Source organism: Pseudoduganella ginsengisoli, from assembly GCF_009720865.1.
Taxonomy (GTDB): domain Bacteria; phylum Pseudomonadota; class Gammaproteobacteria; order Burkholderiales; family Burkholderiaceae_D; genus Rugamonas; species Rugamonas ginsengisoli.
Genome location: NZ_WNLA01000022.1, coordinates 66,388 through 84,164, shown reverse-complemented (window position 1 = coordinate 84,164; position 17,777 = coordinate 66,388). Strand labels below are relative to the sequence as shown.

At 61.8% G+C, this 17,777-nt stretch carries 18 protein-coding genes; 6 read left to right on the top strand and 12 right to left on the bottom strand.

Translation table 11 applies throughout. The features are described 5' to 3' along the window. Window positions 1–49: 49 nt before the first annotated feature. Both GM668_RS24740 and GM668_RS24735 read right to left on the bottom strand, forming a co-directional pair. The gene (locus GM668_RS24740) at window positions 50–358 is read right to left on the bottom strand and encodes a DUF5710 domain-containing protein (RefSeq protein WP_155441639.1); all 309 of its coding nucleotides are present in this window, start codon (window positions 356–358) and stop codon (window positions 50–52) included. 80 nt (window positions 359–438) lie between these two features. Next, window positions 439–1,188 carry a Crp/Fnr family transcriptional regulator gene (locus GM668_RS24735; RefSeq protein WP_155441660.1) on the bottom strand — a complete coding sequence of 250 codons (750 nt, stop codon included), beginning with the start codon at window positions 1,186–1,188 and terminating at the stop codon, window positions 439–441. A 227-nt stretch (window positions 1,189–1,415) separates the two neighbouring features. Here GM668_RS24735 and GM668_RS24730 point away from each other — a divergent pair, with 227 nt between their 5' ends. Together GM668_RS24730 and bcaP are read left to right on the top strand one after the other, a co-directional pair. After that, complete coding sequence (locus GM668_RS24730; RefSeq protein ID WP_155441638.1) at window positions 1,416–1,637, top strand: hypothetical protein; 222 nt, start codon at window positions 1,416–1,418, stop codon at window positions 1,635–1,637. Window positions 1,638–1,895: 258 nt separating this feature from the next. Continuing rightward, window positions 1,896–3,332, top strand: a complete 1,437-nt coding sequence (gene bcaP / locus GM668_RS24725; RefSeq protein WP_170305810.1) for a branched-chain amino acid transporter BcaP — start codon at window positions 1,896–1,898, stop codon at window positions 3,330–3,332. A gap of 484 nt (window positions 3,333–3,816) precedes the next feature. Here bcaP and GM668_RS24720 read toward each other — a convergent pair whose 3' ends face one another. Genes GM668_RS24720 through GM668_RS24710 form a run of 3 tightly spaced genes read right to left on the bottom strand, consistent with a single transcriptional unit; the run spans window position 3,817 to window position 5,831 of the window. Further along, a complete protein-coding gene (locus GM668_RS24720) occupies window positions 3,817–4,065 on the bottom strand; it encodes a hypothetical protein (RefSeq protein ID WP_155441637.1) in 249 nt (82 codons plus the stop codon). 10 nt (window positions 4,066–4,075) lie between these two features. Then, window positions 4,076–4,873, bottom strand: coding sequence for a DNA/RNA non-specific endonuclease (locus GM668_RS24715; protein ID WP_155441636.1), 798 nt, complete (start codon window positions 4,871–4,873; stop codon window positions 4,076–4,078). 1 nt (window position 4,874) lies between these two features. Beyond that, window positions 4,875–5,831, bottom strand: a complete 957-nt coding sequence (locus tag GM668_RS24710) for a helix-turn-helix transcriptional regulator (protein ID WP_155441635.1) — start codon at window positions 5,829–5,831, stop codon at window positions 4,875–4,877. An 81-nt stretch (window positions 5,832–5,912) separates the two neighbouring features. Here GM668_RS24710 and GM668_RS24705 point away from each other — a divergent pair, with 81 nt between their 5' ends. Beyond that, window positions 5,913–6,599, top strand: coding sequence for a LysE family translocator (locus tag GM668_RS24705; protein ID WP_155441634.1), 687 nt, complete (start codon window positions 5,913–5,915; stop codon window positions 6,597–6,599). 9 nt (window positions 6,600–6,608) lie between these two features. Here the strand turns inward: GM668_RS24705 and GM668_RS24700 are convergent, their stop codons facing one another. Continuing rightward, a complete protein-coding gene (locus tag GM668_RS24700) occupies window positions 6,609–6,956 on the bottom strand; it encodes a GFA family protein (RefSeq protein WP_155441633.1) in 348 nt (115 codons plus the stop codon). Between the two features lie 40 nt (window positions 6,957–6,996). Then, on the bottom strand, window positions 6,997–7,209 hold the full coding sequence (locus GM668_RS24695) for a hypothetical protein (protein ID WP_155441632.1): 213 nt from the start codon (window positions 7,207–7,209) through the stop codon (window positions 6,997–6,999). A 67-nt stretch (window positions 7,210–7,276) separates the two neighbouring features. Here GM668_RS24695 and GM668_RS24690 point away from each other — a divergent pair, with 67 nt between their 5' ends. After that, entirely contained in the window at window positions 7,277–8,005 is a 729-nt protein-coding gene (locus GM668_RS24690) for a hypothetical protein (RefSeq protein ID WP_155441631.1), read from the top strand. 145 nt (window positions 8,006–8,150) lie between these two features. Here the strand turns inward: GM668_RS24690 and GM668_RS24685 are convergent, their stop codons facing one another. The 4 genes from GM668_RS24685 to GM668_RS24670 form a co-directional block, all read right to left on the bottom strand. Further along, complete coding sequence (locus GM668_RS24685) at window positions 8,151–9,485, bottom strand: GAF domain-containing sensor histidine kinase (RefSeq protein ID WP_155441630.1); 1,335 nt, start codon at window positions 9,483–9,485, stop codon at window positions 8,151–8,153. 65 nt (window positions 9,486–9,550) lie between these two features. Next, a complete protein-coding gene (locus tag GM668_RS24680) occupies window positions 9,551–10,534 on the bottom strand; it encodes a response regulator (RefSeq protein ID WP_155441629.1) in 984 nt (327 codons plus the stop codon). Then, window positions 10,534–11,895 (bottom strand): sensor histidine kinase, encoded by a 1,362-nt coding sequence (locus GM668_RS24675; protein ID WP_371868775.1) that lies wholly within the window; start codon window positions 11,893–11,895, stop codon window positions 10,534–10,536. The genes GM668_RS24680 and GM668_RS24675 overlap by 1 nt, the downstream gene beginning before the upstream one ends. Further along, on the bottom strand, window positions 11,892–13,283 hold the full coding sequence (locus GM668_RS24670; RefSeq protein ID WP_170305813.1) for a class I SAM-dependent methyltransferase: 1,392 nt from the start codon (window positions 13,281–13,283) through the stop codon (window positions 11,892–11,894). Before GM668_RS24670 ends, GM668_RS24675 begins: the two co-directional genes overlap by 4 nt. A gap of 220 nt (window positions 13,284–13,503) precedes the next feature. Between GM668_RS24670 and GM668_RS31635 the strand changes: the two genes are divergently transcribed. Both GM668_RS31635 and GM668_RS24660 read left to right on the top strand, forming a co-directional pair. After that, on the top strand, window positions 13,504–15,171 hold the full coding sequence (locus GM668_RS31635) for a methyl-accepting chemotaxis protein (protein WP_155441627.1): 1,668 nt from the start codon (window positions 13,504–13,506) through the stop codon (window positions 15,169–15,171). Window positions 15,172–15,247: 76 nt separating this feature from the next. Beyond that, a complete protein-coding gene (locus tag GM668_RS24660; RefSeq protein ID WP_155441626.1) occupies window positions 15,248–16,318 on the top strand; it encodes a flavodoxin family protein in 1,071 nt (356 codons plus the stop codon). Window positions 16,319–16,600: 282 nt separating this feature from the next. Here the strand turns inward: GM668_RS24660 and GM668_RS24655 are convergent, their stop codons facing one another. Continuing rightward, the gene (locus GM668_RS24655) at window positions 16,601–17,776 is read right to left on the bottom strand and encodes a glycosyltransferase (RefSeq protein WP_155441625.1); all 1,176 of its coding nucleotides are present in this window, start codon (window positions 17,774–17,776) and stop codon (window positions 16,601–16,603) included. Between the last annotated feature and the right edge of the window lies 1 nt (window position 17,777).

Sequence of the window (17,777 nt, the reverse complement as noted above, 5' to 3'; positions counted from 1 at the left end):
GGCCATGAATGCCTGCAGGACGCCAAGCCATGCGAGGCAATGGCGAACGCTAACTGTCCAGCCAGCGCTCAAACGGCGCCGCATCGACCCCGGCCGGCACGTACCACTTCTTGCGTTTCGGGTCCCAGCGCGCACCCAGCTGCTTGGCTTCGTCTTTTTCCGCGTAGGGCACTTTCAGCAGCGTGACCGCCTTGCCCTGCGGTTTGGCAGCAGTGCGCTCGGCTGCCGCCGGCGCCACGATGACGGGCGCCGCACATTCGACCATGGAGCCATCGGCCAGCACATCGACCCAGCGCTCAGCGCCATCGGCTTCAATACGGCATTTATAGGGTGGGTCAAATGGCGGCGTGGCGGTCATAGGCAGCTGTCTCGTTATTTAGGCAGCGCATTATCGGCCACGCGGCGGGCGCCCGCAAGGGATGGCGTGTTACGGGGAATTTACACAGCGGCAGCGTCGAATTGCGTGGTCTTGCTGCGGGCGGCAAAGTAGCAGGCGCCGGCGCCCAGTTCCAGCCCTTCGCGGTCGACGATGACGATCTTGCCGCGCCGGCATTCAATCATGCCTTCGGCCTGCAGCTTGCCGCATGCGGCCGTGATGCTTTCGCGCCGCACGCCCAGCAAATTGGCAATCGATTCCTGCGTGACTTTCAATTCCGCCGACAGCGAACGGTCCAGCCGGTCCAGCAGCCAGCGGCACAGTTTCTGGTCGATGCTGCTGTGGCGGCTGCTGACGACGCTTTGCGCCAGCTGGGCAAACATGATGCTGGTATAGCGCATCAATTGCCGCGCCATGGTGCCGCCATTGCGGAACGCTGCACGCAGCACGTCCGTATGCAAACGGTACGCATAGCCCGCACATTGCACGATCGCGGTATTGGTGGCGCGCTCGTCCGGATACATGGCGGCGCCGGCGATGCCTTCGCGGCCGATCATGGCAATTTCCGTCGTGGCGCCATCTTCATTGATATATTGCAGCGAAATAATCGCATTGGTCGGCAGGTAAGCATATTCCAGACGCTCACCGAAGCCGTACAGTTCCTTGCCCGCAGGCAACTGAACAAGTTCCAGGTGGGGGAACAGGCTTTCCAGTTCGTCGCGATCCAGGGCGCGCAACAATTCATTTTGCTGGGCGCCGGCCAGGCTGACTGGCAGCGGAGCGCGGGAAGTAGCGGATGGCGTGGTTGACATATTAAGCATGTGAGCACCTCTTCTGATCTTGTTGCTTTGGCATGCTGCTACTTTATTGCTGATCGCTACTCGGCTGTATCAGAGTAGGTGTTCCCCTGATGTAGTACAAAAGCATCATACGGTGTCATCTTTGTCCTACGTGAGGTAACGAACATTCAGCCGTTCAGCAATTCCGGATAATAGGAACTTCCAAAGGGCAGAAGCCCTCCACTCTGACGAACTGAAAAATGGACAACTTTGCTCAAGCCCTGTATGCCTTGAAACGCCAAAAAATGGCGGTGGAACGCACGCTGGGCGCCCGCTCGACGGAAGAATGCATGGTGGCATCGCGCTGGGTCAGCGCGTGGCAAAAACTGGTGCAGGCGCGGCTGGACCGCCAGGCGCCCGCCGCAAGCGCCTACGCCGGCAGCCGCTATGTGCACCCGCGCACCGGCATGCTGCTGCACTGAGCAAGCTGTCCAATAAACGGGACCGCGCGTCCCGCTGCTTTCCAGGGATTTGGAACCCCTATCAAGAAACCTGCTTCGGCAGGTTTTTTTCATCGCTGAAAGTTAAGGGTTTGATACAGATTTTGCTTTCCCCGCGTCCGGCGTATGCTAGTATCCGGCAGCGCCAAACGACACCGGCGCCGACGTGCATTCCGGCTCCTTATCCAGGGCCAGCCGGAACAAGACAGAAACTCAATAAAGAGACGGATTGGAGAAGAAGTGAGTATTTTTAGAACCAAGAACCTGGACCAGATGCTGGCCGATGGCCGCAAGCCTGGCGGCCTGAAGAAAGTGCTGGGCCCGTTCGACCTGATCATGATGGGCATCGGCGCCATTGTTGGTACCGGTATCTTTGTCCTCACGGGCACCGGCGCGCTGAAAGCCGGCCCCGCCTTGCCGCTGGCGTTCGTGGTGGCGGCCCTGGCGTGCGGCTTTGCCGCCATGTGCTATGCGGAATTTGCGTCGACCGTGCCGGTGGCCGGTTCGATCTATACGTACAGCTACGCCACGCTGGGTGAACTGGTGGCATGGATGATCGGCTGGGATTTGCTGCTGGAATACGGCCTGGCCACGTCCGCCGTGGCGGTAGGCTGGTCCGGCTACTTCCAGCATTTGATTGGCGGCATTGGCTTGCATGTCCCGGTTGAGCTGTCGGCGGCGCCAGGCGCGCTGCCAGGCGTAAAAACGTACTTCAACTTGCCCGCCATGGTCATCATGCTGTTCATTACCGCCATGCTGAGCTGGGGTGTGCGTGAATCGACCCGCGTCAACGGCATCATGGTGGTCATCAAGATTGCCGTGGTGGTGCTGTTCATCGCCACCGGCGCCGGCCACGTGGACACTGCCAACTGGCAGCCTTTCATGCCATTCGGCATGGGCGGCGTCATGAGCGCGGCGGCCATCGTGTTCTTCGCCTTCATTGGTTTCGATGCCGTGACGTCGGCTGCCGAAGAAGTCAAAAACCCGTCGCGCGACCTGCCGATCGGCATCATTGGCTCGCTGGTGATTTGCACCATCCTGTACGTCATCGTATCGGCCATCATGACCGGCATCGTTCCATTCCGTGAATTCGCCGGTGCGCTGGACCACCCGGTAGCCCTGGCGCTGACCAAAGCCAAGCAAGACTGGTTCGCAGGTTTCGTGTCGCTGGGCGCGATTCTCGGCATGACCACCGTGATCCTCGTGATGTCGTATGGCCAGACCCGCATTATCTTCGCCATGTCGCGTGACGGCTTGCTGCCAAAGCGCCTGTCGAGCATCCACCCGCGCTTCGGCACGCCATTCCTGTGCACGTGGATCGTCGGTATCGTGTTTGGCCTGATTGGTTCCGTGGTGCCGCTGGACGTGCTGGCTGAACTGATCAACATCGGTACGCTGGCGGCGTTCTGCCTGGTGTCGATTGCCGTCATCGTGCTGCGCAGGAAGCGCCCTGACCTGCACCGCGCATTCCGCTGCCCAGGCGTGCCGGTCGTGCCGGCGCTGGCCATTGCCTTCTGCGTCGCACTGATGGCCTTCCTGACCACCACCACGTGGATCGCCTTCGGCATCTGGCTGGCAATCGGCCTGGCCGTGTATTTCGGCTACGCTCGCCACAATTCGGAATTGAACAAGACTGCCGGCGGCATGCCGGCGGCCAGCGCGGCAGCTGTAAAGTAATTCAAGCCCGCTGCCAACCAAGCCTGCCGCTGACCACGGCAGGCTTTTTTTACACGGCGGCAAATACCTGCGCGGCATCGATAATCTGGATCAAGCCTGCGCCTGTGCCTGTGCCGGGATTGACCACCTGTTTGACCAGCGCCGCCTGGTCCGCATGCAGCCTGGGGTCAGACGTGCGTTAGTGCATAAACCCCGTGTGCAGCCTGGGGTCAGACGTGCGTTAGTGCATAAACCCCGTGCAGCCTGGGGTCAGACGTGCGTTAGTGCATAAACCCCGTGGGGTCAGACGTGCGTTGATGCATTCATTTTCAGCATATGGCCTGTCGCAGCAAGCTCTATGCAAATTTGCATAGCCCGGATCAACTGTTGGGCTCGTGTGCTTTTTGCCTCAAAAACGCCCGTCCGCAGAGTGAAGCATATGCATGAATGCACGTCTGACCCCACGGGCGAAATGCATGAATGCACGTCTGACCCCATTGTGGTTTTAGAACGGGTTGGTGACGGATTGTACGGCGGGTGGTGGCAGGCGGTCTGGCAAATCAGCCGATTCGAGTTTTGCCAGCACGTCAGTCAGCAGCTTGTGCAACGCGCGGGTGTCGGCCAGGCCGGCTTTGTCCATCGTCAGGTCGATGTCGCCGGCAATCGTAATGCGGTCAACGCGGTTTTCCACTGTCAGGCCGCCAATGTGCAGTACGTCTGACTCATTGGCGTAAGGGATGAATTTCTTGGCCATGTTCGGCTCCTCAACGTTTGCGGGGTTTGGCGACGGGCAGTTTCAGCATGGTCTGCTTTTGCTGCGGCGTCAGCGATGGCAGCAGGTTCAAGCCCACCTTTTGCTCCAGCTCCGCCACCGTCATCGTCACATACTGCGCATCGGCCTGGTTTTCGACAAAATATGCGCCGCCGGCACGCTGGCGCGGGCTGTACACGACTTTGTACAAATGGCTGGGCACCAGCACGTTACCGATCTTGCGGATATCGGCGCCGATGAACGCCGGCCCCGTGATCACATACAAATCGCCCTCTTTCTTGGCCAGCTTGCGCACCGCCTGCTCGATGCCAGCCCATACGTGGCGGTTGTTGTCGCCATTTTGCGGCACCATGTTCGCCAGCGTAAAACTCTCGTGCTGGGTTTCACGGTCCGGCATGTCACCGTTCGGCGCCATGTGGCCGCGATCGAAGCCGCTGCGCGCATAGTCGGACAGTTCGGCGCGGTACTGGCGCGGCAGCCGGTCTTCCGGGTGGAAGGAATTTTCGCGGTCCAGGTCGCGCGCCAATTCCACATTTTCCGCCGTCAGGTGCTCCGCCGCCCACAGCGGCGTGCGGGTCACGCCCGAGTGCATGATGCCGAATACGGTATAACACAATTCCTGTGTATTGACGGCCAGCTTCTGGTTGCGGAATTCCGGTGCTTTGCCATCCACATAATGGCCGGGACAGGCAGCCAGTGCTGCCGATGAAACCAGTGCGCTCAGCGCAGCGGCGATAAATAGCTTCTTCAACTTGGGTTCCTTGCACAACAAATCAATCTGCGTCCGCATTCTAGCGGAGCGCAGCAATCCGCGACAAACGGGTGACGATGGCAGCCAGTTCCGTGCGCAGCGCATCGGGGGCAATGATCTCGAATTCAAACGGTAAACTCGCCAATTCGCGGGCAAACCAGTCCAGGCTATCCGCCTGGCTATGCAGCAGCACGCCGTCAGGCGTCTGCTCGAACAGACCGATCGCGTCCGGCAAATAGCGCTGCGCCGTCACCAGGTCCGTCTTTAACAGCACCTCGGTCGGGTGCGCACGGGGAATGGCCGCGAACGACGTGCGCAAATGCGCCAGCGCATCAAAGCCCGCAGGGCGCAGGAATGATTGCGGCAGCGGCTCGGCCGCGACAATCCGGTCCAGCCGGAACGTGCGCATGTCCTGCCGCAGGTGGCAAAAACCTACCGCATACCACCAGCCGCCGTAATATGCCAGGCCATACGCGTCAAAAGCGCGCTCGCTGTCCACGTCCATCGCACGGTAGCGCAAGTGCACGCGCTGGCCCCGCTGAGCCGCTGCGCTCAGTGTCACCAGCGCCGCGTTGTCTTGCGGCGCCGCGTTGCGTGAACGCTGTAAATCCAGCCGCACGGTTTCATCGATGGCGCCCACGCGCCGTTTCAGCCCATCGGGCATGATGCGTTCCAGCTTGGCCTGCGCACTGGCCACCGCAGGCGCTGCTTCCGCCAGCCCCAGGCTGCGCGCGGCCAGCAATCCCAGCGACAAGGCCAGCGCTTCATCGTCCGTGAACATCATGGGCGGCAATTTAAAACCAGGCATCAGCGCGTAGCCGCCATACCTGCCACGCTCGCTGAGGATAGGAATGCCGATCTGCTCCAGCATCACGATATAGCGGCGCAGCGTCCGGCCGTCCACCTGCAGGCGGCCGGCCATGTCGGCGCCGCTCATGCGGCCATGGGTTTGCAGCAGTTCCAGCACTGCCAGTACACGGGTCGTCGGATGGTACATGGCAACACTTTAGCATTGAATCAGGGCGAAATCTGTCCTGATTAGCCACGATACTTAGCGGACACAACAAGGAGACCTATCATGAATCATCACCTGTGGCTGTATTTCGCCGTTGTTTTCGGCATCGTGATTTTGCCTGGCCTGGACATGGCCTTTGTCATGGCCAGTTCGCTGCTGGGCGGCAGACGGGCCGGGATGGCCGCCGTTGGCGGCATCGTGGCCGGTGGTTTTTGCCATCTGGCGATGACGACCCTGGGCATCGCCATGGTGCTGCAACTGTGGCCAGGACTGTTCAACACACTGCTGCTGGCCGGAGCGGCATACATCGCGTGGATGGGCTGGACGTTCCTGCACAGCGACAGTGTCTTCCAGCCTTCACACAGCCGCGAAGTGCTGGCGCCTGCCGTGATCTTCCGCCGCGCCATGATGACCAGCCTGCTCAACCCAAAGGCTTACCTGTTCATGCTGGCGATCTTTCCCCAGTTCCTGCACACGGACGACGGCCCGCTGTGGATGCAGTCGGGCGTTCTGGGCGCTATCACGGCGGCGACACAAATCGGCGTCTATGGCGTACTGGCGCTGGCGGCCAGCCATGCAACTGGCTGGTTTGCCAGCCACCCGCGCGCCGCTGCCGTCACGGCCAAGGCCATGGGCGTGCTGCTGCTTGCCACCGCGTGCGCCAGCGCGGCGCAGGCGTGGCATGGCGTATCAGCCGCGCTGCAGACGGCTGACGTCACCATCGTGGTCGGCGAACACCTGGCCCGCTGACCACGTGCATTACAGCGAGCGGCCGTCGTAATGCTGCAGCGGCACTGCCGACACGTCGAAATCATCCAGGCAATTCAAGCTCACTGCCACCATCTCATTGCCCTTCGGGTCCACACCTTCGCCAAACGGGTGCATGCCGCAAGTTTTGCAAAAGCGGTGTTTGATCACGTGCTTGTTGAAGGTGTAGGTGGCCAGCGCATCATCCGGCGTCAGCAGTTTCATGCTGGTGCGGGGGAAAAACGCCAGTGCGGTCCCCTTGCGGCGGCAGATCGAACAATTGCACGATACGCCGCCTTTGATTTCGCCTTCCACTTCAAACTTCACATTGCCGCAATGGCAGCTGCCCCGGTACAACATAAACGCCTCCAGTGTTTGGTTGATGTGCCGGCAGTGTATGTCAGTGCAACCGCCCCGACAATGCTTCCATCACACCCTTGCGGTTCTTGTGCGATGCCTCGAACGCACGCACCTTGCTGCGCTGGGCTGCAGTCAACTCGCTGACATGGCTGCAGATTTGCGGCACGGTCAGTTTTTGATAATCCTTGATGGGCAAGCCATCGTTCATCATGCGATGCATGCCGTCGCGGCCTTTGCCATCTGCCTTATGCACGCCGCCTGCGGGCCTGGATGCGGATTTTGCCGCGGATTTGGCAGCAGGCTTCGCCGAAGACCTTGCCGTGGATTTGCTTGCGGCCCCGTTCGCAGAGGTTGCCGCCGGTTTGCCGGCATGCCCGGCCGCTGCTTTTGCTGCGGATTTTGCTGCACGCTTCGTCGTAGACTTTGCCGTGGAGTTGGCCGCAGGTTTCGTTGCCGACTTTGCCGCGGATTTGGCTGCAGGCTTCGTCGTAGACTTTGCCGTGGATTTGGCTGCAGGCTTCGTCGTAGACTTTGCCGTGGAGTTGGCCGCAGGCTTCGTTGCCGACTTTGCCGCGGATTTGGCTGCAGGCTTCGTTGCGGACTTTGCCGCAGATTTGGCTGCAGGCTTCGTCGTAGACTTTTCCGCGGATTTGGCCGCGGGCTTCGTCGTAGACTTTGCCGAGGATTTGGCCGCGGGCTTCGTTGCGGACTTTACCGCGGATTTGCGCGCGGGTTTCACCGCACCCCGGCCACCCGATTGTGCCGCCGCGCCACCGGATGCGCCGGCAGATTTCGCACCAGCTTTACGGGCGGTTTTTGCTGCCGCCGCCGTGCCGCCGGTGGCTTTGCCGGCAGGCTTGGCCGCCTTGCGCGCAGCAGGTTTAACCGTGCCGGCTGATGAGCTCTTGCCGGATGCTTTGCCGGCAGGTTTGCTGGCGCTGGCACGGCTGGCCGATTTGGCCGCGCCTTTCTGCTCCTGGGTCTCGCCGTGTTCACGGCGCTGCTTGTTGACGATGCGGGCTGCGACTTCATCTTCGCGGCCGCCATAGCGGCCCTCCTGCTTGAACTCTTGTTTCAGTTCTTTGTACTCGCGTTCCCGTTTTGGGCTGGCTCCTCTGGGCATGACAGTTCTCCTCAATGGTTTGCGGTGAACCGATCATACGCGCGCACGGTTTTAACTGTCGCACGCTGCTGTCATTCCGCCTCGATGGCGGCCAGGCGGCGCGGCAGAACCAGCATGAAACGGCTGCCGCGGCCCAGGGAACTGGCCACATCGATGCGTCCCTGCAGCGCCCCTGTCACGCGCTGATACACGATATGCAGTCCCAGTCCGCTGCCGCCCTGGCCCAGGCGCGTGGTAAAGAAGGGATCAAAAATGCGGCCAAGATGCTGCGCGGGGATGCCCGCGCCTTCGTCTTCTACCGCCAGCCACACGGTATCGTCATCGTGCAATCCCGCTTCAATCCGGATCGGACCATTGCCGCCTTGCGGATACGCATGCGTGGCGGCATTGGACACCAGGTCTTCCAGCACGTCGGCCAGCGGGCCGGGACAGCTTTCCATCGTGATGTCAGGCGGTACCGCGCATTCCAGCAGGTGGCCCGCCTGTTCCAGCCGCCGCGCCAGCCGCTGCGCCACTTCCGCGACGCAATCGTACAGCCGGAACGCGCGCCGCCCGGCATTCGCTTCATCCGCCGCCGCCTGGCGGAAATGGCGCACCAACGAACTGGCTTGCGACAACGTGTTCATCAACATGTCCGCGCCCTGCCGCACCGTGTCCACGTAGTGCCGCATCTCGCCGCGCGTCATGCTGCTTTCCATGCGTCCGGCAAATTCCGCCGTCCGGTTTTGCAACGTGCTGGCGGCCAGCATGCCGTTGCCGATCGGCGTGTTCAATTCATGCGAAATCCCCACCACCATGGCGCCCAGCGCCGCCATTTTCTCGCTGCGCACCAATTCATCCTGCATCGACGTCACGCGCTGCAGCGCTTCCTGCAACTGGCTGTTAACGGCAGCCAGCCGCGCCGCATCGTCCTGCTGCCGCAGCATGGCTTGCCGCAGCGCCGCCTGCTGCTCGATGTGCACGAAGTCGCGCTCGATGGCCGCCTTGATTTCCCATAGCAGTTCCACGTACTTGTCCTGGTAGTGGCGCTTTTTGCTGTCGAGCACACAGATGGTGCCGAACACTTCATTGTCGGGCCACTGCAGCGGCACGCCCAAATAGGAAATCATGTTGAGCTTGACGTCGGGATTGGCGGCCCACGCGGCATCTTCCAGCGCATGCGGCACGTGCAGCAGTTGGCGCGTCGCCATCACGGTTTCGCAATACAGCCCCGTATGGAGGTCGGCTTTTTCATCCGCCTCATAAGGGTTTCCCTCGGTATGGCTGGTTACCAGGACTTCGATTTGCTCCGGCAAGACCCGCATGATGAGGCCGGCGGGCACATCAAAAATGCCCGCCATCACATCGGTGGTCTTTTGCCACTTGTGCAGGTAGCCGTCAGGAATGTCGCAAGCCCGGTATGCCATGACGCCGTCCTCCAGGGTAATTTCCAGCGTCCAATATATACCTGCGCCCTACCGCCTACAAGCCATCAAAATTGCTCGACCCACGCCGCCAGTTGAACTGGCGTCAGCATGGTATCGCCTTTGCTGAGTTTGCCCTGTACGCCGCCGCCCTCGCCCGGCGCCATTTGCAGCATCGAGCCATGGCGGCCCAGCCACAGCAGCGCCGCCATCCAGAACGCGTGCTGCGATGAAATCACGTCGCCGCTGGGCGACTCGAGGAATTCCGCCAACAGCCTGCCATCGAGGAAATGCACGCCGTTGGCGCCCAGCACGCGGCAGTCCGCGCCAAAGTTTTCTTCCAGCATGGAGAGAATGCGTTCCGGCTGCGCCCCCGCATAGCGCTGGTCGATTTCATCGAGGTGTTCACGCACAGCCAGTGCAAACGCGGCATTGCGGAACGCTTCAGCGCTCGTCAAATCCGCGTGGTCGATCAGCAGCCAGTCCGGTTCCGGCGGGGTCACGCCGCCGATCCGCGCAGCGGCCAGATAGGATTCCACCGGCAGGTACGACACCTGGCCCGCAATCCCGGCGCACAGCGTGTACACCATGCCCACGCGCCCGGCAATCACCTGCTTTTGGCGCACCATCAGCTTTTCACGCAGCAGGTGCGCGTGCTCGCCGCGCAGCCGCGCCAGATCCAGCGCCTGGCGCAATTCCATGCGCAGCGCGGCAATATCCCACGGTTTCTGGATATAGCGTTGGATTTGCCCCTGGTTGACGGCTTCCACCGTGTGCTCGAGTTCCGAGTACGCCGTCGTAAGGATACGCACAATGTGCGGGTAGCGGTCACGCGCATAGGCCAGCAGTTCATTGCCATACGCACCCGGCATGCGCTGGTCCGACACCAGCACGGCAATGCGGTCCGCATGCGCGTCCAGCAGTGTTTTCCCTTCGTCCACCGAATCCGCCGTCAACACCGGCGCCAGCGTATCGAGTGCGCGCTGGAAGTATTTCAGGGCCGTCGCTTCATCATCGACGTACAGGATTGCCGGTATCTGTGGTTCGCTCATTATTTTCCTTCAAAGGTGGAAGCAGGCGCCGCGCGCGGCAAGTCGAAACTGAATCGTGTCCATTCGCCGACCACGCTGTCGGCCACCAGCGCACTGCCATGGCGCTGCACCACGCCATAGCTGATGGACAGGCCCAAACCCAGGCCCTGCCCTACTTCGCGCGTGGTGAAAAATGGTTCAAAGACGCGGCCCAGGTGTTCCGGCGCGATGCCCGGGCCATTATCGCGCACCGTGATGCGCAAGCGGTCGCCGTCGCACACGGCGCCGATATATACGTGGGGCTTGCGGGTGCCGCCCCGGCGCATGGCCAGCGCAGCATTGCTGAGCAAATTAATCAGCACGCCGATAATGCCCGCCTCGTCGCCCATCACCAGCGTATCTTCCGGCAAATCGCGTTCGATCCGCACATCCTTGACTTCGTGCCCGACCAGCCGGATCGCCGATTCCAGCGCCCGTCCAAACTGGAACGGCGCCATTTCATAAACGCTGCCCTGCTTGCGGTAAGCAAAGGTCTTTAAATCCGATACGATGTACTGCACGCGGCGCATGCCTTCCTTGGCGTCGGTCAGGCATTCCATAAGCATCGGGCTGCTTTTCGCCACCGGGTCTTCGCAGCCCAGGTCGATCGCCATCATGCAGTAATTGACGGGATTGTTCACTTCATGCAGCAGCCCGGCCGCCAGGGTGCCGATAGCCGCCATTTTTTCCTGCTGCAGCATCTGGCCCTTGATGTCAGCCAGGTCGCGGTTGATCATCTTCAGCTGCTGGTTTTTTTCGGCCAGCTCGCCTTTCAGCTGCAGCATCATGAAACGGGCCTGTTCGTTATAAAACGCGCACACGGCGCTGGCAATGGCCGTAAACAGCAGGAACAGCGAATTGACGGCATATGGTCCATGCCACGGCGCGCCGCCCGGATGCGTGTAGCACGCGACAAAATACATCAGGTACGTGATGCCGCCCAGCGCCAGGCATTGCAGCACGGAGAATTGCAGTGCAATGCCGGACGCAAAGACGGCCAGGTTCAAGCCGGCGTAATAAATCGAACTCGGGCCTTCCGTCGCGTGGATCATCCAGCTGATCATCATTTGCGGCAACAGCAGCCACGCAAAGGTAATGCGCTGCACATGGCGCTGGCCCCACTCTGTGCGCAGCAAAGCCGGCACTGCCAGCAGCAATATGGAGACCAGTGCACGCAGCTCGACGAAATCGAGCGCATCGTCCGGATACAGGCTGGCATCGAGCCCCACGCCCAGCATCACCAGTACGATGCATGTGTAGGCGCCGCCCCGGCTGAACTTCAGCCGGTACGCCCGCAGCACAGCCGCATAACTGTGGCTGAATTCGTCGCTGGCGCTGTTCACGGCAGCATGGCTTCGGCAAACACATTGACGCCGGTGGCGTCCACATACAGCTGCACGTCCAGCGCGTCGGACGGCAGCAGGCGGCGCATGCATGCTTCGTCACGGTAAATCAGGTACCACTCCAGCAAATGCTCCATCGCGTGGCGGCCGGGATTGCTGCTGTGGACATTGGTGACCAGCACATTGCCGTTGCGGCGCATGCGTGACGCAAAATACATCAGCAGCTTGGCGCACACTTTGTCGGACAGGTAGTCAAACAAACCCGCGCAATACACCATGTCGAATTCATTGGTGGTGGCGCCGTCATCGAGACGCCGTTTCAGCAAGCGGTGCACGGAATCGTTAACGTAGTGAATGACGGCAGGACGCGGCAGCCGCGCATTGAGCGCCGCCAGCCGGCTCTTTGTCCAGCTCAGTGTTTCTTCGCTGAAGTCGACCAGTTCGAATTCCAGCCAGTGCGGTTCATCATACTCTTGCAGGAAGCGCTGGATTTCCACGGCCGGCCCGCAGCCCACATTGAGTATGCGGAACGGGCGGCCCATGGTGCGCGCGGCATCGGCGTGGCGGCACAGGTACGCCACCAGTAAATCAATGCGGTTGCGGTGCGCTTGCGCGACAGGCGTGTCCAGGAATGCCGCATTGACTAACTGGAAATACGTGCTGGGCCCCTGGCGCGGGTCGTCCAGCATCTGGTTCACCATCTGGTAGTCGCCCGCATAGCCCAGCGGCTTCGTGAATGCGCGGAACACGAACGGCGCCCGCAGCACCAGCGGATGCAGCGCGCCCTGTGCAAACGCGCGGTGCGCCACGGCCTGCTCTTCCGGCACGGCTGCCGCGACAGCATTGATCAGGTCCAGGTAGCGCTGGATCCGGGCTTTCAGCGGCGCCGCCAATTCCTCAAATACGCCGGCCGGCAACCGCCCATCGTCATCTTTCGGCAAGACACCCGACAAATCCACTTGCTCGACCCAGCGTGACAGCTCGCTGAGGAATGCACGCGTTTCGTTAATTGCAATTTGGTACTCGCCCTGGATCTTCGGCCGTTCGTCCCAGTCGCGCACGAAATCCTGCGCGGCTTTGCCTACGGTGCCTGGCGCCAGATCCAGCATGGACAGTTCGCGCCATTCGTCGATCAGGCGCAGCGACACGATGGCAGTCAGCCCGGTATTGACGAGGCTGATGACGACGGCCTTGCCGACATAGGCATTGCGGGCGCCCAGCCGGATAGTCAGCTCATTCATGACTTCGCTGACCTGGACGATCGAATGGGGATTGTAGACTTCCATCACCAGTGCGCGGCGTTCCAGGTTGACGATGGTGCCGCGCACGGCTTCGCCTTGCGCATTGAGGAAACTGACTACGGGATCTATTTGCGTTTGCGGATACACGTCTACAACCACTCCCAGGTTTAACGCAGCGGGCAATTGCTACTGCAAGTCACGGCTGAGTGTATAGACGCGTGGCGATATATGCAATATTTCGCCATGGTACGTTTTACACTTTTACGACACATTTTTGGTGGCTACCCTCTAATAAGCTGTATAGCTCTCTTGGAAAAGCTGCCGCTGTTAGACTGGTAGACTGGCGATTCTCTCAGGAAATACCTATATGAAAATCGCCAACTTGCCTATCGGGCGGCGCCTGACTGCCGCCTTTTCGCTCACGATCCTGCTGCTGGCTGCCGTAGTGGCCGTGGGTGCCACGCGCCTGAACGCCGTCAGCGCGGAAATCGACGTCACCGTCAATGACCGGTACGCCAAAATCAGCCTGCTCAACGACTTAAAGGATGCGTCAAACCGCCAGGCGCGCGACGTCCGTAATGCCCTGATGCAAGACCAACCGGATGCGCCGGAAATCCGCGGCATTGCCGACACCGGCCGCGAAGGCGATGGCTGCATCGGCAAATTACAGGCCCTGGGCATGGCTGATGAAGCCAAGGCTTTGCTGGGCAAGATTATTGACGCGCGCGCAGCCTACACGGCAGCGCTGCAGCCGCTGGTGCAAAAGCTGCAGGGCGGCGACCGTGCGGGCGCCAACGCGTGGATGGCGGAACACGTCAAATCGTTGCAGCAAGCGCAGTTCGATGCAATCGAACAATTAATCGCATTCCAGGTGGCGCAAATGCACGCGTCCGGCAGCGCCGCGCGCGCTACGGCCCGCACGGCCAGCATGGCCATGGTGGCCATGGGCGTCATTGGCGGCATGCTGAGCCTGTTCACGGCATGGGTGATCACGCGCGGCATCGTTGTACCGATCGGCCATGCCGTCAAAGTCGCCCGTACCGTGGCCGATGGCGACCTCGGTTCGCACATTGACGTGCATTCCACCGATGAAGTGGGCGTACTGTCGGCGGCGCTGAACGACATGAATACCAGCCTGGTGCGGATCGTATCGGAAGTGCGCGCGGGCACGGATGCGATCCGGCGTGCGTCGTCGGAAATTGCCGCGGGTAATGCGGACTTGTCGGAGCGTACGGAGCAGCAAGCGGGAGCGCTGGAAGAAACCGCATCGGCCATGTCGCAGCTGACCGCCACCGTCAAGCAGAATACGGCCAGCGCGCACCAGGCCAATGCACTGGCGCAAACAGCTTCCGGCATCGCCGGCGAAGGCGGCGCAGTGGTGGCGCAAGTGGTACAGACCATGGCGTCGATTAATACGTCGTCGCGCCGCATTGCCGACATTATCGGTGTCATTGATTCCATTGCGTTCCAGACCAATATCCTGGCGCTGAACGCTTCCGTGGAAGCGGCGCGCGCCGGTGAACACGGGCGCGGCTTCGCGGTAGTCGCCACCGAAGTGCGCAACCTGGCGGGCCGCTCCAAGGCGGCGGCGCATGAAATCAAGGCGCTGATCGATGATTCCGTCGCGCGCGCCGATGCGGGCGCCCGGCTGGCGGATCAAGCCGGCCAGACCATGGAACACATCGTTGCCAGCGTGGCGCGGGTGGCGGACATCATTGCCGATATTGCCCGCGCCAGCGGCGAACAGCTGGCGGGCATCGAGCAAGTCAATGCCGCTATTGCCGGCATGGATGACGGCACGCAGCGCAATGCAGCACTGGTGGAACAGGCGGCTGGCGCGGCAGAAGCCATGCGCGAACAGGCGCTGGCGCTGTCGGCGGCCGTGGGAGTATTCAGGCTGGGAGCATCCGCGTTTGCCGATGGGACGGCAGCGCCATTGCGGGCGGCGGCGGTGACGCCGCTGCCGGTGCGCCGCCTCTCTGCGCCAGCCCGTGCGCCAGGCAGCGCATCCACGTACCGCGCCACGGGCACATAAGGGCCATGATGGTACGTTAGCGTACCGAACCGTTAAGCCATCCGGTGCATGCTGGCGCGAATCACCGGAGGCTGCCATGACGACTATCCGCAAGGGCCAGGCGCCCGCCCCATTGGACCGCAATACTTTCCGCCTGCAATTTCACCGGGCATTTAGCGATCCGGCGTTTGAATCCGTGCACGATGCGCTGGCGCAGGTGGAAGAAGTCGCCTGGCAAAATTACCACGCGGGGCGCAAAGCGCCGCGAACCCGTCCTGCCGGACCTGGCTATGCCGATCCCGCGTACGACTTGTCCGACGAATGGCGTGCCGCCAGCGAAAGGTTGCAACAAGCGCAGCGCGTGCAACAAGATCCCGCGACGACGCCGCGCGTGCTGCTGATCAATGGTGCGGCGCGCAATGACGGTTCGTGCCCGGGTGAAATGTCGAAATCGTGGCGCATGGTGCAGTGGCTGCACGAAACATTGGGCGCGGATGGGTTCGATGTGCGGACGCTGGATTTGAGCTGGCTGACCTCCGGCTATGATATGCATATTTATCCCTGTAAAGGCTGCTTGTCGACGGCGATGCCGCTATGCCACTGGCCGTGCAGCTGTTATCCCAACCATGGCAACGGACAGGCCAAGGATTGGATGCCGGAGATTTACGAAGAATGGGTGGCGGCGCATGGCGTCATTATCGTAACGCCGGTGTACTGGTACCAGGCGCCTTCGCCCTTGAAACTGATGATAGACCGGCTGGTGTGCGCGGATGGCGGCAATCCTGATCCGACCACGACGCATGGCAAACATGCCGAAGAAGCCAAGGCGCTGGAGCTGGCGGGCTGGCCGTATCCGAAACATCTGGCCGGACGGGCTTACGGGCTGGTGGTGCATGGCGACGTGGCGGGCACGGAAAGCTTGCGGCGCAATTTGTCGGACTGGCTTGACTGGATGGGGTTGATTCCGTCCGGCGGCCAAGCACAACTGGACCGGTTTATCGGCTATTACCAGCCGTATGCGGAAAGCCATGATGTGCTGGACCGCGATCGTGCGCTGCAAGAAGAGGTGCGCAACGTGGCACGCGCCGTCGCTGCCACCATCCGCCGCCTGCGGGCCGGCACATTCCACGAAGGCGATGAAGGCTTGACGCCACCGCGTCCAAAGTAACACCGTGGGGCCAGGCGTGCATTCATGCATCCGCCCGGTGGGGTCAGGCGTGCATTCATGCATACGCGCAGGCGCTCAATGCGGGGCTGGGCCGCGGGCCTGAAGCGGTGTCCGCCGCAGCCCCGGAAGCGGCACGGTTTTCCACCCGTTGGATCGCTAAAAGTGCAGAGTATAACGTAGTCAGAAGACGGGAATCCTTGCAACGCCGGGCGCTCGCCAGCAGTTTGCGCAAGCCGGCGCCACCAGGCGGCCCGGATGCACGAATGCACGCCTGACCCCACGCTAGATGTGCACGATTGCACGTCTGACCCCAGCGCTGGGGGAAAAAGCGGCGTGGCGGGCGGCGAAGGCGCGGGCTTGCCGTGCCAGCGTGGCATTGGACAGGACGGTGCGCAGCGCGGCATGCCAGTCCGGTGGCGGCGCGGGGATGTTGACTGCCATGCCGGCAGTGGCGATGCGGCGCGACAGCAGGTATTGCTCAACTTGCATGGGCAACAGCAGCAAGGGCACGCCCGCCAACAAGGCTTGCGCTACCGTGGCTTCGCCGCCATGGCACACGCACCAGTCGGCCTGCGACAGCGCCGCCGTCACATCCACTGGTTTGCGGGCGTACAGGATCGCCGGACTTTGCACCGGCGGCGCCATGCCGTTAGCCACTTCCGGCAAATAGCACAGCACGCGGCACCCGGCTTGCGCCAGCGCCTGCAATACCTTGGCATGCTGGCCATGCTCGGTTTTCACATAGGCGAACACTTTCGGCCCGCTCCCGGCCGGCCACTTCGGCGCAATGCCGCCGCCCTGCGCAAACACAGGACCCAGCCAGTCGAGCGCCTCCACACCGCGGCCATAATGGTCCATTTCCGGCCACGCCGTCATCCATGTGGCATCGCCAAGGAATAATTCCGCCGCCCACGCCAGCGGCACGCCGCCATGGCGCGCCAGCACGGCATTGGCCACGTCCAGCACGCGCGCTTCCGCCTGCGCCAGGCGCTGCGGCGCAATGTTTTCCCAGTCCCGCAACAGCGGCAGCGCCCTGCCCGGCGGCGGCAACGTAAAACCAATGCCGACCGATACCGACCGCAATCCCATGCTGCGCGCCGCCAGCATGGCCGTTGGCGCATAGTCGCCAATCACGACATCGGCCTTGACCAGCTCAAACACCGCGCGCCAGCCCATCACTTGCCCGGCCAGCCCGTTCGGCTCCAGATAGCCGTAATCCAGCACCACTTCGGCCAGGCTGCCCCGGTTTTCCGGCAATCCCACGGTACGGTGCAACCACACAGGCGCCTGCAACTTGGGCACAGGCAATTCCCCCAGCATCGCGTGCGTGTGCGCCAGGTCGCGCAAGCTCATCGACACCTCATGCCCTGCCGCCAATAATTCCTGCGCCAGCAGTTTCAGGCGACCCGCATGCCCCAGGCCGCCGCCAAGTTCCCAGCACAAGTGTACGCGCGCCATG